The 13,652-nt window shown below is 70.7% G+C and carries 14 protein-coding genes and 1 pseudogene; 8 read left to right on the top strand and 7 right to left on the bottom strand.

Translation table 11 applies throughout. The annotated features are described in order from the left end of the window. A partial coding sequence (locus ABD908_RS18060; RefSeq protein ID WP_344998485.1) for a hypothetical protein occupies positions 1-291 on the top strand: 291 nt, incomplete at its 5' end. Positions 292-367: 76 nt separating this feature from the next. Here the strand turns inward: ABD908_RS18060 and ABD908_RS18055 are convergent. Together ABD908_RS18055 and ABD908_RS18050 are read right to left on the bottom strand one after the other, a co-directional pair. Next, complete coding sequence (locus ABD908_RS18055; RefSeq protein WP_344998483.1) at positions 368-955, bottom strand: YdeI/OmpD-associated family protein; 588 nt, start codon at positions 953-955, stop codon at positions 368-370. Between the two features lie 11 nt (positions 956-966). Then, positions 967-1,917 (bottom strand): 4-hydroxy-3-methylbut-2-enyl diphosphate reductase, encoded by a 951-nt coding sequence (locus ABD908_RS18050; RefSeq protein ID WP_344998481.1) that lies wholly within the window; start codon positions 1,915-1,917, stop codon positions 967-969. 103 nt (positions 1,918-2,020) lie between these two features. Here ABD908_RS18050 and ABD908_RS18045 point away from each other — a divergent pair, with 103 nt between their 5' ends. From ABD908_RS18045 to ABD908_RS18035, 3 genes are read left to right on the top strand one after another with little or no spacing between them, the layout of a single operon-like run. Continuing rightward, positions 2,021-2,773 carry a lipid droplet-associated protein gene (locus tag ABD908_RS18045; RefSeq protein WP_344998479.1) on the top strand — a complete coding sequence of 251 codons (753 nt, stop codon included), beginning with the start codon at positions 2,021-2,023 and terminating at the stop codon, positions 2,771-2,773. After that, entirely contained in the window at positions 2,770-4,080 is a 1,311-nt protein-coding gene (gene xseA, locus ABD908_RS18040; RefSeq protein ID WP_344998477.1) for an exodeoxyribonuclease VII large subunit, read from the top strand. The genes ABD908_RS18045 and xseA overlap by 4 nt, the downstream gene beginning before the upstream one ends. Beyond that, positions 4,077-4,298 (top strand): exodeoxyribonuclease VII small subunit, encoded by a 222-nt coding sequence (locus ABD908_RS18035; protein ID WP_344998475.1) that lies wholly within the window; start codon positions 4,077-4,079, stop codon positions 4,296-4,298. Before xseA ends, ABD908_RS18035 begins: the two co-directional genes overlap by 4 nt. A 1-nt stretch (position 4,299) precedes the next feature. Here ABD908_RS18035 and ABD908_RS18030 read toward each other — a convergent pair whose 3' ends face one another. Beyond that, a complete protein-coding gene (locus ABD908_RS18030) occupies positions 4,300-4,893 on the bottom strand; it encodes a DUF4245 domain-containing protein (protein ID WP_344998473.1) in 594 nt (197 codons plus the stop codon). Positions 4,894-5,080: 187 nt separating this feature from the next. Between ABD908_RS18030 and glpX the strand changes: the two genes are divergently transcribed. Together glpX and ABD908_RS18020 are read left to right on the top strand one after the other, a co-directional pair. After that, a complete protein-coding gene (glpX, locus tag ABD908_RS18025) occupies positions 5,081-6,094 on the top strand; it encodes a class II fructose-bisphosphatase (protein WP_344998471.1) in 1,014 nt (337 codons plus the stop codon). A gap of 47 nt (positions 6,095-6,141) precedes the next feature. Then, complete coding sequence (locus ABD908_RS18020) at positions 6,142-7,545, top strand: class II fumarate hydratase (protein ID WP_344998469.1); 1,404 nt, start codon at positions 6,142-6,144, stop codon at positions 7,543-7,545. Positions 7,546-7,655: 110 nt separating this feature from the next. On the opposite strand, the gene ABD908_RS18015 is transcribed toward ABD908_RS18020, so the two are convergent. Next, positions 7,656-9,356 (bottom strand): fumarate hydratase, encoded by a 1,701-nt coding sequence (locus tag ABD908_RS18015; RefSeq protein WP_344998467.1) that lies wholly within the window; start codon positions 9,354-9,356, stop codon positions 7,656-7,658. Positions 9,357-9,436: 80 nt separating this feature from the next. After that, positions 9,437-9,751 carry a hypothetical protein gene (locus ABD908_RS18010; RefSeq protein WP_344998465.1) on the bottom strand — a complete coding sequence of 105 codons (315 nt, stop codon included), beginning with the start codon at positions 9,749-9,751 and terminating at the stop codon, positions 9,437-9,439. A gap of 89 nt (positions 9,752-9,840) precedes the next feature. On the opposite strand from ABD908_RS18010, the pseudogene ABD908_RS27670 reads away from it, so the two are divergent. Next, positions 9,841-10,407, top strand: a pseudogene (locus ABD908_RS27670) (serine/threonine-protein kinase); the annotation flags it as partial. Positions 10,408-10,432: 25 nt separating this feature from the next. After that, positions 10,433-11,017: a class I SAM-dependent methyltransferase gene (locus tag ABD908_RS18005; RefSeq protein ID WP_344998463.1), complete on the top strand. Its 585-nt coding sequence runs from the start codon at positions 10,433-10,435 to the stop codon at positions 11,015-11,017. A gap of 82 nt (positions 11,018-11,099) precedes the next feature. Here the strand turns inward: ABD908_RS18005 and phoH2 are convergent, their stop codons facing one another. Both phoH2 and ABD908_RS17995 read right to left on the bottom strand, forming a co-directional pair. Further along, positions 11,100-12,395, bottom strand: a complete 1,296-nt coding sequence (gene phoH2 / locus ABD908_RS18000; RefSeq protein ID WP_344998461.1) for an RNA 5'-3' helicase PhoH2 — start codon at positions 12,393-12,395, stop codon at positions 11,100-11,102. A gap of 391 nt (positions 12,396-12,786) precedes the next feature. Beyond that, a complete protein-coding gene (locus tag ABD908_RS17995) occupies positions 12,787-13,617 on the bottom strand; it encodes an acyl-ACP desaturase (protein WP_344998459.1) in 831 nt (276 codons plus the stop codon). Between the last annotated feature and the right edge of the window lie 35 nt (positions 13,618-13,652).

Here is a 13,652-nt window from a genome sequence, read left to right as displayed (position 1 = left end):
CCTCCCGCCGCCCGTGACCGCGCCGGGACCGCCGACGGGGCGTCGCTGCCCCGCCTGTCGGGACGCTTCTCCGAGCAGCCCGATCTGCCGAGCCTGGGCGGTACCGAGGGGCGTGTCGAGCGGCCCCGCGCTGCGGGCCCGCGCCGCCCCGAGCCCGGCCGCTACGACCACTTCCGCGCGCCCCGGTTCCGCGGCGACGCACCGGAGCCGAACTTCCACGACGACTTCGAGGAGCCGGCCGCCACGGAACCGCCGCCACGGGAGATCCGGCGCCACCGCTACAAGGACTGACCGAGAGCCATCCGGCACGGCGGCAGGTTAGGACGACCGGCTGGAGCGACCAGCGGCGCACCGGGTGGGCGCCGGCTCAGTGGAAGGTCTCGCCCCGCTCCAGCATTCCGACGAGGGCCGCGATGCGCCGAGCACGCGTCTCAGGTCGCTTGGCAGTCTCGACGCGGTACAGCACGGCGTACCGGTTCTCCGAGGTCAGCGTGGCGAAGAAGGCACGGGCCGCGGGACGGGCGTCCAGTGCGGCCTGCAGATCGTCGGCGACGGTGGCCGTCGCCGGGCCCGCATACGCCGCATCCCAGCGGCCGTCTGCGCGCGCCGCGTCGACGGCGGCCTGACCTGCGGGCCGGATCCGGCCCGCCGCACTCAGGCGCGCTATGTGGTCGCGGTTGCGCTTCGACCACGACGACCGCGTGGTCCGAGGGGTGAACCGCTGCCGATAGAAATCGGCGTCGATGCGGCGTACCTGGCCGTCGATCCACCCGAAGCACAGCGCCGCATCCAAAGCCGCCGGGTAGTCGATGCTGGGCGCATCGGGGCGTTTCGCGCTCCCCGACTTCTTCGCCATTCGGACCCACAGCCCCGGCGACGAGGCGTGGTGCTCCTCGAGCCAACGCTCGAACTCCGCACCGTCGGCGAAGAACACCTCGGGCAGCTCGGCCACCACGACGCCTCGGCTCAGGCCCGGGTGCGCGGCCGCAGCTCGCGGGGAAGCGCGAAGACCAGCGTCTCGTTGGCTGTGGTCACCGTCTGGACGTCCCCGAAGCCACGCTCGGCGAGGTAGTCGACCACGCCGCGCACCAGGATCTCCGGCACGGAGGCGCCGGAAGTGACTCCCACCGTCTGCGCGCCTTCGAGCCACGCCGGGTCGATCTCGCGGGCGAAGTCGATCAGGTAGGACGCACGGGCCCCCGCCTGCAGAGCAACCTCCACCAGCCGCTTCGAGTTGGACGAGTTGTTCGAGCCGACCACGATCACGACGTCGCACCGGGGCGCCATCGCCTTGACCGCGACCTGGCGGTTCTGGGTGGCGTAGCAGATGTCGTCGCTGGGCGGGTCCTGCAGCTTGGGGAACCGCTCCCGGAGCCGGCGCACCGTCTCCATCGTCTCGTCCACGGACAGCGTGGTCTGCGACAGCCAGATCACCTTGTCCTCATCGCGCACCGAAACCGAGTCCACGGCGTCTGGTCCGTCGACCAGCTGGACGTGCTCGGGAGCCTCGCCCGCGGTGCCCTCGACCTCCTCGTGGCCCTCGTGGCCGATCAGCAGGATGTCGAAGTCGTCACGCGCGAACCGTTTGGCCTCCTGGTGCACCTTGGTGACCAGCGGACAGGTGGCGTCGATCGTGCGCAGATGACGCTCCGCGGCACCGGTGTGGACAGCCGGGGACACGCCGTGCGCCGAGAACACCAGCAGCGAGCCCTCGGGAACCTCGTCGGTCTCGTCGACGAAGATCACGCCCTTCTCCTGCAGTGTCTCGACGACGTGCCGGTTGTGGACGATCTCCTTGCGCACATACACCGGTGCGCCGTGCTTCTCGAGCGCCTTCTCGACGGTCTGGACGGCGCGGTCCACACCCGCGCAGTAACCGCGCGGCTCGGCCAGCAGGACGTGCTTGCCAGAACTCATGCGTCCAGGCTACGGCACCCAGGCTGCGATGACCGGCTCGTCCGGTCGGGCCGGGTGGGGGCCTCGCCGCCCGGCGCGCGGGCGGATGAGGCACCCTAGGGGCATGAGTCGCTTTCCGTATCTGGTCCGCGTCGCGGTCGGCGCGGTCGCCCTCGCCGCTGCGAAGGGGCAGGAGCTGGTGACCGGCGCCGTCACGGCCCCGCTCACGGTGGGCAGCCAGGCAGCGCAGACCTTCATCAAGATCCAGCAGGACATCGCGGGGCTCGCGGTCCGGGGCGACGAGGCGATCGAGGCCCTGTTCCCGACCAAGGCCGAGGAGCGACCCGAGTGGGCCAGCTTCGACGACGAGGACGACATCGAGGTCGAGATCCCGAGCGGCGCTACCGAGTCCGACGGTGCCGGGCCCCCGCCGGACGGTCCCGCGCCTGCGGAGGCCCGGACCGAGCGGATCGCCGTCGCCCGGCCGGACCTCGCCAACCCCGATGCGGGCGCCGGCACCCCGTCCACGGGCGCTACGGCGCCGGCACCGTCGGCTTCCCCCACCCGGCCAGGGGCGACAGCGCCCGAGCCGACGTTCGACGCCGGGCCCCCGTCGGGCCGGTACGCCCTCTACAGCTCCCCGCTCGCGCAGGCCGTCGCCCCCGCGACCACGCCGCGCGGGGAGGGCAGCGACGACGCGCCCGCCGTGGTGCGTCGACTCGACTACCCCGAGCTGACGCTGGCGCAGCTGCGCGGGCGGATCGGCTCGCTCGGCGCAGCGGACCTGCGGGACCTGGTGGCCTACGAACAGCAGCACCGCGCCCGGCCGCCGTTCCTGACGATGCTCGAGAACCGCCTGGAGCGCGCACCCCAGTGACCTCGCCCACCGGCCCCTCGGCGGGCCAGGCACAGATCCCCCGCAGCACGCCCGAGAGCCCGTGGCCCGTCCGCATCGTGTCCATGAAGGTGGGACAGTGGATCGACCGCCTCGGCGAGCTCTGGGTCGAGGGTCAGATCACCCAGCTCACCCGGCGCGGCGGCGGCATCGCCTTCCTCACGCTGCGGGATCCCGCCGCCGAGGTGTCGATCGAGGTCACCTGCCTGCCCGCCGTCCTGGACCGCTCCGAGGTGCCGCTCACCGAGGGCACCCGGGTGATCATGCGCGGCAAGTTCAGCTACTTCCCCGCGCGGGGCTCACTGTCACTGCGTGTCACCGAGGTCCGCGCCGTCGGGATCGGTGAACTGCTCGCGCGGATCGAGCAACTGCGTCGGCTGCTGCAGGCCGAGGGCCTGTTCGACCCGCGGCTCAAGCGGACGCCGCCGTTCCTGCCCGGCACCGTCGGGCTCGTCACCGCGCGGGCCAGCGCCGCCGAGCGGGACGTGCGCAAGATCGCGTCCGAGCGCTGGCCGGCGGTGCGGATCCGCGCCGAGTACGCGACGGTGCAGGGGCCGACTGCCGTGCCGCAGCTGATCCGCGCGCTGCAGACGCTCGACGCGGACCCCGAGGTCGATGTGATCGTGATCGCCCGCGGCGGCGGCAGCGTCGAGGACCTGCTGCCGTTCTCCAACGAGGCCCTGTGCCGCGCGATCCACGCCGCCACCACCCCCGTCGTGTCCGCGATCGGGCACGAGCCGGACAACCCGCTGTGCGACCACGTCGCCGACATCCGCGCGGCCACACCCACCGACGCCGCGAAGCGCGTAGTGCCGGACGTCGGCGCCGAGCTCGTGCGTGTCGGCGAGCTGCGCGGCCGCGGGCGCATCGCCCTGCGCGGCTGGGTACAGCGCGAGGCGCACGGCCTGGCCGGGTTGCGGTCGCGACCGGCGCTGTCGCAGCCGCGCCGGATCGTCGACAGCCGCGCGGACGAGGTGGCCCGGCTGCTGCGCGATGCGCGCCGGGACGTCCGACGGCTCATCGATGCCGAGACCGCCACCACGACGCATCTGGCCGCGCGGCTGAAGACGCTGGGACCCGCCGCCACGATGGCGCGCGGCTACGCCGTGGTGCAGCGCGTCACGACCGACGGCGAGAACCCCGTGGTGCGCTCCGTGGCCGAGGTCGAGCCCGCCACGCAGCTGCGCGTCCGGCTACCCGACGGTGCCGTACGCGCCGTCGTCATGCGGGCAGAGCGCGGCGCCCGGGTCACCGAAGCCGTATCACCGAGCAAGGAGGATCCGAAGTGACCGACGAACCAGCGGGCGTCGAGACGCTCGGCTACGAGCAGGCCCGCGACGAGCTCGTGGAGGTGGTCCGGATGCTCGAGCAGGGCGGGCTGGATCTGGACGACTCGCTGCGGCTGTGGGAACGCGGCGAGGCCCTCGCGCGGCGCTGCGAGGAGCACCTCGGCGGCGCCCGCGAGCGGATCGAGAAGGCGATCGCAGCGCAGGACGCTCGGCCCTGAACTAGCCCGTCTTGGCCATCGGATGCTGATCCTGCACGGCCGCGGCGAGCTGCTGGAACGACGGCACCGTCGCGCTGCCGTACAGGGCCAGCGTGACCCCGTCGAGCGGCAGCAGCCAGGCGTTGCGCCCGTCCGATGCCGGCCCGTACACCTGCCAGGTACGGTCGCCGACCGGCACCGTCCCGGCCTGCTCGACCGATGAGCCGAAGACCGACGAGACGATGTCCGCGGCGGGACCGTCCGACTGCGACAGCTGCAGGAACTGGCGGTCGGGCGTGACGTAGCCGAGGTTCACGATCTGCTGCCCCGACGAGAGCGTCTGCTGCGAACTGGAGTTCGCCGTCCACCCCGTCGGGACGCCCGCCGTCACACCCGCGCCACCGGGCTCGCGCAGCGGGAACTGCACCTGCGGCACCGTGGCTTTCAGGATCGCGTCGGCCTCGACGGTGGGGATGACGCCCTTGTCGGCGGCGGATCCCACCCCCCAGTGGACGTCGCCCGACGCGAACGCCGCGATGGCACACACCGCGAGCAGCACGACGATCGTGAGGGTCAGGTCGCGCGAGTTGAGCAGGAGTCGGGGTTTGTCGGCCACGGAGGACCATTATCCCCCACCGGTCACGGCCGTGGCCCACGGCCACGGACGGGCCCGCCCCGGGCGCCTCCGCACCGGCGGTCTCGCCCGGCCCGTCGCGCGGAAACAGCCGCGTGGAAGAATCACTCACAGGAGCCGTACCCGGCCAACGGGGGTCGAGATGCGCACCTGCTGAGGAGGACCTGACATGTCCGAGACCGATTCCACCGAGAACCAGCCGGTACGCCCGGACCGCAACCTTGCGATGGAACTGGTTCGGGTGACCGAGGCAGGCGCGCTCGCCGCGGGCCGCTGGGTGGGCCGCGGTCAGAAGGAGGCCGGCGACGGTGCCGCGGTGGACGCGATGCGGGAGCTGGTGTCGACGGTGTCGATGCAGGGCATCGTGGTGATCGGCGAGGGCGAGAAGGACGAGGCCCCGATGCTCTACAACGGCGAGCTGGTCGGCAACGGCAGCGGGCCCGAGACCGACGTCGCCGTCGACCCCGTGGACGGCACCACCCTGATGGCCAAGGGCATGCCCGGGTCGATCGCCGTCCTGGCCGTCGCCGAGCGCGGCGCGATGTTCGACCCGTCGGCCGTCTTCTACATGAACAAGATCGCCGTCGGCCCCGAGGCCGCGGGCGTGATCGACATCAACGCCCCCATCGCAGACAACATCGCGAAGGTCGCCAAGGCCAAGTCCATCAAGGTCACGGACGTCACCTGCACCGTCCTCGACCGGCCCCGGCACGATCAGCTGATCGCCGACATCCGCGCGACCGGCGCGATCGTCCGGCTGATCTCCGACGGTGACGTGGCCGGCGCCATCGCCGCCGCCCGCCCCGAGGCCAAGACCGACATCCTGGTCGGCATCGGCGGTACCCCGGAGGGCATCATCGCCGCCGCCGCGCTGCGCTGCATGGGCGGCGAGATCCAGGCCACCCTCGCGCCCTCGTCGGACACCGAGCGCAACCGCCTCGCCGACCTCGGGATCGACCCCGACCACGTGCTCGGCACGCTGGACCTGGTCAAGGGCGAGCACGTGTACTTCGCCGCCACCGGCGTCACCGACGGTGACCTGCTGCGCGGCGTCAAGTACCGCGCCGACGGGGCGACCACCCAGTCCATCGTCATGCGGTCCCGTTCGGGCACGGTCCGCATGGTCGACGCGACCCACCGACTCACGAAGCTGCGCAGCTACGCGCCGATGTTCACCAAGTGATTCCACGCGGGTAACACCCCAGAAGTTGAGGAGGCGTCGAGCCGACGATGACCGACGACACCGAGTACCGCATCGAGCACGACACGATGGGCGAGGTCCGCGTCCCGGCGGCCGCGCTCTGGCGGGCGCAGACGCAGCGCGCCGTCGAGAACTTCCCGATCAGCTTCCGCCCGCTGGAGCGCACCCAGATCCGCGCGATGGGCCTGCTCAAGGCCGCGTGCGCGCAGGTCAACAAGGACCTGGGCCTGCTGGACGCGGAGAAGGCGGCCGCGATCATCTCGGCCGCCAAGGAGATCGCCGACGGTAAGCACGACGACCAGTTCCCCATCGACGTCTTCCAGACCGGCTCGGGCACCAGCTCGAACATGAACGCCAACGAGGTCATCGCCTCCATCGCGGCGGCGAACGGGGTCACGGTGCACCCCAACGACCACGTCAACATGTCCCAGAGCTCCAACGACACGTTCCCGACCGCGACGCACGTCGCCGCGACCGAGGCCGCGGTCACGGATCTCGTTCCTGCACTGCAGCACCTGCACGAGGCCCTCGCCGCGAAGGCTGTCGCGTGGCGCACGGTGGTCAAGTCGGGTCGCACGCACCTGATGGACGCCGTGCCCGTCACGTTGGGCCAGGAGTTCGGCGGCTACGCCCGCCAGGTCGAGGCCGGCATCGAGCGCATCGAGGCGACGCTCCCCCGCGTCGGCGAGCTGCCGATCGGCGGCACCGCGGTGGGCACGGGGCTCAACGCGCCCAACGGTTTCGGTACCAGGGTGGTCGCCGAATTGGTGAAGCTCACGGGCGTCGACGACCTGCGGCTGGCGAAGGACAACTTCGAGGCGCAGGCCGCGCGCGACGGCCTGGTGGAGCTGTCCGGTGCGTTGAAGACGGTGGCGGTCTCGCTGACCAAGATCGCCAACGACGTCCGCTGGATGGGCTCCGGTCCGCTCACGGGCCTCGGTGAGATCTCGCTGCCCGACCTGCAGCCCGGCAGCTCGATCATGCCGGGCAAGGTGAATCCCGTTCTCCCCGAGGCCGTCACGCAGGTCGCCGCACAGGTGATCGGCAACGACGCGGCCGTCACCGTCGGCGGCCTGTCCGGCGCGTTCGAGCTCAACGTGTACATCCCGGTGATCGCCCGCAACGTGCTCGAGTCACTCAAGCTGCTGGCCAACGTCTCTCGGCTGTTCGCCGACCGCTGCATCGCGGGCCTCGTGGCGCACGAGGACCGCCTCAAGACCCTCGCCGAGTCGTCGCCGTCCATCGTGACGCCGCTGAACTCCGCGATCGGCTACGAGGAGGCGGCCGCCGTCGCGAAGCAGGCGCTCAAGGAGGGCAAGACGATCCGGCAGACGGTGATCGACCGTGGCCTGATCGGCGACGAGCTGTCGATCGAGGAGTTGGACAGCCGCCTCGACGTGCTGAAGATGGCCAACCTGGATCACCAGCGCTGACAACCTGATTCACCCCCCGCAGTCGTGAGCCCACCTCCTATGGGCGGTGGGCTCACGACTGCGCGGTGGGCTCACGACTGCGCGGTGGGCTCACCGCGCCGAGGTGGGAGTCAGCGCTCCTTCGACCGGATCCGGATGCCGCTCAGCGGGATCGACACCTCACCTCCCGGGTCGGTGAAGAAGTCGTTGCCCTTGTCGTCCACGACGATGAATGCCGGGAAGTCCTCGACCTCGATCTTCCACACCGCCTCCATCCCGAGTTCGGGGTACTCGATGACCTCCTGGCTCTTGATGCAGTCCTGGGCGAGGCGCGCCGCGGGGCCGCCGATGGAACCGAGGTAGAAGCCGCCGTGCGCGTCGCAGGCCCGGGTCACCTGCTTCGACCGATTCCCCTTGGCCAGCATCACCATCGAGCCACCGGCCGCCTGGAACTGTTCGACGTAGCTGTCCATCCGGCCGGCGGTGGTGGGGCCGAACGACCCGGACGCCATGCCCTCGGGCGTCTTGGCGGGGCCCGCGTAGTACACGGGGTGGTCGCGCAGGTACTGCGGCATCTCCTCCCCCGCGTCGAGGCGCTCCTTGATCTTGGCGTGCGCGATGTCGCGGGCCACCACGAGCGGGCCGGTCAACGAGAGTCGGGTCTTGACGGGGTACTTCGACAGCTCCGCGAGGATCTCCGACATCGGCCGATTGAGGTCGATCTGCACGACCTCGCCACCCGAGATGTCCTCCGCCACACCGACGGCGGGCATGTACTTGGCCGGGTCGGTCTCGAGCTGCTCGAGGAAGACACCGTCGGCGGTGATCTTGCCGAGCGCCTGGCGGTCGGCCGAACACGACACCGCGATGGCGACCGGCAGCGACGCGCCGTGCCGCGGCAGGCGTACCACGCGCACGTCGTGGCAGAAGTACTTGCCGCCGAACTGCGCGCCGATCCCGAAGGACTGGGTCAACTCGAAGACCTGCTCCTCGAGCTCGGGGTCGCGGAAGCCGTGCGCCGACATCGAGCCCTCGGTGGGCAGGTTGTCCAGGTAGTGTGCCGACGCGTATTTGGCCGTCTTCAAGGCGAATTCGGCAGAGGTGCCGCCGATGACGATCGCGAGGTGGTACGGCGGGCAGGCGGCGGTGCCGAGCGAGCGGATCTTCTCGTCGAGGAATTTCAGGATGCGATCCGGGTTGAGGATCGCCTTGGTCTCCTGGAACAGGAAGGACTTGTTGGCCGAGCCACCGCCCTTGGCCATGAACAGGAACTTGTACTCCGGCCCCTTCGCCCCCTGCTCGGTCGCGTAGATCTCCACCTGCGCAGGCAGATTGGTCCCGGTATTGCGCTCGTCGTACATCGTCAGCGGCGCGTTCTGCGAGTACCTCAGGTTGAGCTTGGTGTACGCGTCGTACACGCCGCGAGAGACCCACTCGCCGTCCTCGACGCCCGTGAGCACACCCTCGGATTTCTTGCCCATCACGATCGCGGTGCCGGTGTCCTGGCACATCGGCAGCACGCCGCCCGCGGAGATGTTGACGTTCTTGAGCAGGTCGAGCGCCACGAACCGGTCGTTACCCGACGCCTCGGGATCGTCGATGATCTTGCGCAACTGGGCCAGGTGCGCCGGGCGCAGGTAGTGGCTGATGTCGTGCATCGCCTCGGCCGTGAGCTGCCGGATCACCTCCGGATCCACCTTCAGGAAGGTGCGGCCGTCCACCTCGAAGGTGGATACCCCCTCCTTCGTGATCAGTCGGTACGGGGTCTCGTCCGGCCCGATGGGCAGCAGATCGGAATAGTGGAATTCGGGGGCTGAGTTGGCTGTACTCACGGTCCCCGAGCATATCCCCGGGAAATGAACCCACCTGTAGGTATCCCGACGAGAGCCCGGCAAAGCGCCCGATTCGCTCGCTACCTGCCGTCGACCAGCGCGTACGACGCGGCGGCGGAGGCGGCGGCCACCGTCAGGACGGCAGGCCACGCGCCGATCTTCTTGGCCAGGGGATGCGAGGCGCCGAACCCGCCGAGGTACAGCGCCGACAACGCGGCCGTCGTCGCCGGCCCGCCCTTCGCGAGCCAGGTACGACCTGCGAACACGCCCGCGGCACCCAACACGACGCCGCCGAGCGGCCGGATGCCGGTCTCGCGTGCCACCAGGTACCCGCCGATCAGGCCCACCGCCGCCACCGGTGCCGTGGTCACCTGCTGTGCATTCCGCAATCCCATGCGACCACCGTACTGGCGCCCCGCCCACCGTTCCACGCGCGCCGAGCAGCTCGACCGGGATACTGAGCACATGGGAACGAGTTCCTGAGATGCCGCTGGCACCCGGCGAGGTATTCGCCGGATACACGGTGATCCGCACGCTGGGCGTCGGCGGGATGGACGAGGTGTACCTCGCGCGCCACCCGCGGCTGCCACGCGAGGACGCGGTCAAGATGCTAGCGGCGCACCTCGTGAGCGACCCCGACTACCGTGGCCGCTTCCTCCGCGAGGCCGACCTCGCGGCGCGGCTCAGCCACCCCGACATCGTCACCGTCCTCGACCGGGGCGAGGACGGTGACCGGCTGTGGATCGCGATGCAGTACGTTCTGGGCGACGACGCGGCGCAGCGTCTCCTACGGGCGGGTGGCGGCCTGCCGACAGCGCTGGTCAGCCGGACCGTGCCCGGCGTCGCCGCCGGTCACGACTACGCCCATGCTCGCTCCGTGTTGCACCGGGACGTCAAGCCGGCCAACATCATGCTCACCGGCGACTCCGACGGCCAGTTCCGCGCGGTGCTCACCGACCTTGGGATCGCTCGTGCCACCGACGACGACACCGGCGACGTGACCCGGGTCGGAACCGCGATGGGGTCGATCGCCTACTGGTCCCCCGAGCAGTTGCGTGCCGAGCTAGCTTCATGGGATGACCACGACGCCACCGCCACGGTGGATCACCGACACCGAGCCTGGCCACAGCGAGTGGTACATCGACCGTTTCCGCCGGATGGCCGCGGACGGAGTCGACCTGGACGGCGAGGCACGGTTGATCGACGCGATGGTGCCGCGGGGTGCGCGAATCCTCGACGCCGGCTGCGGGCCCGGCCGCGTCGCCGGGTACCTGCACACGCGCGGCCACCGGGTGACCGGCGTGGACGTCGACCCGATGCTGATCGCGGCGGCCGAGCAGGATCACCCGGGCCCGCGCTTTCTCGAGTCCGACCTCGCCGCGCTCGATCTGGGCGAGACGTTCGACGCGATCGTGTGCGCGGGCAACGTGATGGTGTTCCTCGCGCCCGGGACCGAAGTCGAGGTGCTGCGCCGCTTCCGCTCCCACCTGGCGCCCGGCGGTGTCGCTGTCGTCGGCTTCGCGACGAACCGAGAGCTGCCGCTCGCGGCGTTCGACGCCGCCGTCGAGCAGTCGGGACTGACGATCGAGCATCGATTCGCCACCTGGGATCTGCACGGGTTCCGCGCCGGCGCCGACTTCGCGGTCACGGTCTTGAGGTGACGGTCAGGACCTGCACGGGTACGGGTGGGCATCGCTCAGGCAGCGCTGCCCACCCGCTCCGACCGAGATCCTGACCACCTGCCTACGCGCCGGGCGCGAACTCCTCGAGCATCTCGGTGACCAGGGCGGCGATCGGCGACCGCTCGGACCGGGTCAGTGTGACATGGGCGAACAGCGGGTGCCCCTTGAGCTTCTCGATCACGGCCGCGACACCGTCGTGCCGCCCCACGCGCAGGTTGTCGCGCTGCGCGACATCGTGGGTGAGTACCACCCGCGAGCCCGCACCGAGCCGCGACAGCACCGTCAGCAGTACGTTCCGCTCCAGCGACTGCGCCTCGTCGACGATCACGAACGAGTCGTGCAGCGACCGCCCGCGGATGTGGGTCAGCGGTAGCACCTCGAGCATCCCGCGCGAGAGGACCTCCTCGATCACCTCGGTGGACGCTAGGCCGTCGAGGGTGTCGAACACGGCCTGCGCCCACGGCCCCATCTTCTCGTTCTCGCTGCCGGGAAGGTAGCCGAGGTCCTGCCCGCCCACGGCGTACAGCGGCCGGAACACCACCACCTTGCGCTGCGTACGCCGCTCCAGCACCGCCTCGAGCCCGGCGCACAGCGCCAGCGCCGACTTGCCGGTGCCGGCCTTGCCACCGAGCGACACGATGCCCACCGACTCGTCGAGCAGCAGGTCCAGCGCCACGCGCTGCTCGGCGCTGCGTCCGTGCAGGCCGAATGCCTCTCGATCACCGCGAACCAACTGCAGCCGCTTGTCCGGTGCCACCCGACCGAGTGCACTCGACGTGCCGCCCAGCAGCCGCACGCCGGTGTGGCAGGGCAGTTCCCGCGCGGCCTCATGGTCGATCGCGCCGTCGGCGAACAGCCGGTCGATGTCGGCGCGGGTCACCTCGAGCTCCTCCATGCCGGTCCAGCCGGAGGTCACGACGTCCTGCGCGTGGTACTCGTCCGCAGCCAGGCCGACCGCGCCCGCCTTCACCCGCAGCGGGATGTCCTTGGACACCAGCGTGACCTGCTTGCCCTCGGCACGCAGGTTGAGCGCGCACGCGAGGATGCGGGCGTCGTTGGTCTCGGTGCGGAACCCCGCGGGCAATACGGCGGGGTCGGTGTGGTTGAGCTCCACCTGCACCGTGCCACCGCTGGCGAGCGGCACGGGCTGATCGAGCCGGCCGTACTCGACGCGCAGGTCGTCCAGCATCCGAAGCGCCTCACGTGCGAACCACCCCAGCTCGTGGTGGTGGCGCTTGCCCTCCAACTCTCCGATGACGACCAGCGGAAGCACGACGTGATGCTCCGCGAAGCGCGTGAACGCCCAGGGGTCCGACAGCAGGACGGAGGTGTCGAGGACATAGGTCCGAGTAGTCACGTGGCGCTCCTAGCATGCACGGCCCCCGTGCATGCGGGTCTGCTCCGGCCGGTCGGTACCTTGTCGGTGGGCTCTCGCCGCGCTCAACGCGCCGCGGGGACCTCGACGAGGACCGGGGCCGGTCCTCTCGTGCGGACTGACGGTTCAGTCACGATCGGTACCTCCCGGAACGAGCCGCTTCCCCGTGGCCCGTCACCGCCAACGTAACCCCGAACGCCCCCGACCGCCCGTGCGCCACGCGACTGATGCGTGAACATCGCGTGACGCCGGCGTGACGGCGCCGACCCGTGCGGGGCGCCACCCCGCGGACCTGCCCGGACGCGCCGCAGGCCCCCTCCCGGGCGGGAGAGGGCCTGCGGCGCGTGTCTGTGAGTCGACTGTCAGGAGCCGATCACAGCGTCAGGTCCCACTTCGCGAGGATCCCCTCGATCACGGCGCGGTCGCCCTCGGGCGTACCGATGCCGGCAGCGTGGACGATGCGCTCGGACTCCTCGAGGCCCGCGGCGGTCTCGGCGCCGATCGGGGTGACCTTGCGGGCCTGCTCGAGGATGATCGCCTTCGCGTTCTCCTCGTTCACGTCCAGCAGAACCGGGAAGAACTCGAGCCAGGTGCGCTTCTGCAGGTCGTCGTCGAACGCGATCTTCCGCAACGTCTCGACGAGGCCGGTCGGCGTGCCGGCGGCCTTGTCCGCGTAGTCGGCGAGCCTGCTGAAATAGTCCGCCGAGAGCGCCTCGTGGAACACCAGCATCGCGATCTGGTCGACGATGCCGTAGTCGATGATCGAGGCCTCGTACTGCTTGTAGCCCCGGGTCACCGCCTCGAGCCGCCACAGCTCCAGCTTCTCGACGTCGAACGTGCGGCTGACCACCACGTGGTCACGCAGCGCGATGGCGTGCCGGTTCTCCTCGGCGGTCCAGTGGCCGACCATGCGGCCCCAGTCCGACTCGATCGGGTGGTGCTGCGCCATCAGGCGGTGCAGCGACGGCAGGTGGTCCTTGGTCAGCAGCCCCAGGACCAGGCCGTGGCCGACGACAGGGTCGACGGTGATGTCCGCCTCGGTGAAATCCTCACCGCCGAGGAAGGCATAGTTGCGCCCGTCGTCCCACGGCACCAGGTCGTGGGGCTTCCAGGCATCACCGGCGGCAAGGTACTCGTCCCGAATCTCGGGAAGCGCCTTGTCGACGGCGATGATCAACTCGTCCTCGATGGGGGTAACACTCACGAGGAGCACCATAGGCGAGTACGGCCTCGCCGTTC

This window comes from Tsukamurella soli, assembly GCF_039541155.1.
Classification (GTDB): Bacteria; Actinomycetota; Actinomycetes; order Mycobacteriales; family Mycobacteriaceae; genus Tsukamurella; species Tsukamurella soli.
The sequence above is the reverse complement of the archived record's forward strand: the minus strand, read 5'-3'. Positions and strand labels throughout refer to the sequence as shown.

Coding starts and splice junctions, on each gene's coding strand:
- ABD908_RS18005 (WP_344998463.1), top strand. CDS start 10,433: ATGACCACGACGCCACCGCCACGGTGGATCACCGACACCGAGCCTGGC.
- ABD908_RS18045 (WP_344998479.1), top strand. CDS start 2,021: ATGAGTCGCTTTCCGTATCTGGTCCGCGTCGCGGTCGGCGCGGTCGCC.
- ABD908_RS18050 (WP_344998481.1), bottom strand. CDS start 1,917: ATGAGTTCTGGCAAGCACGTCCTGCTGGCCGAGCCGCGCGGTTACTGC.
- ABD908_RS18020 (WP_344998469.1), top strand. CDS start 6,142: ATGACCGACGACACCGAGTACCGCATCGAGCACGACACGATGGGCGAG.
- glpX (WP_344998471.1), top strand. CDS start 5,081: ATGTCCGAGACCGATTCCACCGAGAACCAGCCGGTACGCCCGGACCGC.
- ABD908_RS18010 (WP_344998465.1), bottom strand. CDS start 9,751: ATGGGATTGCGGAATGCACAGCAGGTGACCACGGCACCGGTGGCGGCG.